The sequence below is a fragment of the Acetomicrobium sp. S15 = DSM 107314 genome (assembly GCF_016125955.1).
Taxonomy (GTDB): domain Bacteria; phylum Synergistota; class Synergistia; order Synergistales; family Thermosynergistaceae; genus Thermosynergistes; species Thermosynergistes pyruvativorans.
This window is the reverse complement of sequence record NZ_JADEVE010000211.1, coordinates 1-328: the sequence shown is the minus strand read 5'-3', so window position 1 is coordinate 328 and position 328 is coordinate 1. Positions and strand designations below refer to the sequence as shown.

Sequence of the window (328 nt, the reverse complement as noted above, 5' to 3'; positions counted from 1 at the left end):
GGTATCATTATCGTCTTATCCGGCGGAGCGGCGCCGATTTTCGACGGGGTTTTAGGTGTGCGGCGGGAGACCGCAGGCCCGATATTGCTCGGCTTTTTGCGCAAAGACGTAGCGGTAGGGTTTCTGCTCCCCTTAGGGCTCGAACCGCATCAGCGCGTGGTGGCCTCGGTGACGCTTTCCATGACCTTCCCGTGTATTGCCACCTTTGTGGTGCTGCTCAAGGAATTGGTGGTCAAGCGCCTCCTCGAGGCCTTGGCGATCATGATAATCGCCGCGCTCGCAGCAGGGGGAGCGCTGAACTTTCTCTTCTCCCTGGCTCACTGACGGG

At 59.8% G+C, this 328-nt stretch carries 1 pseudogene; it reads left to right on the top strand.

Going from position 1 to position 328, the window contains the following annotated elements:
- A pseudogene (locus tag EZM41_RS05830) lies at nucleotides 1-324 on the top strand (ferrous iron transporter B); the annotation flags it as partial.
- Nucleotides 325-328: the final 4 nt, after the last annotated feature.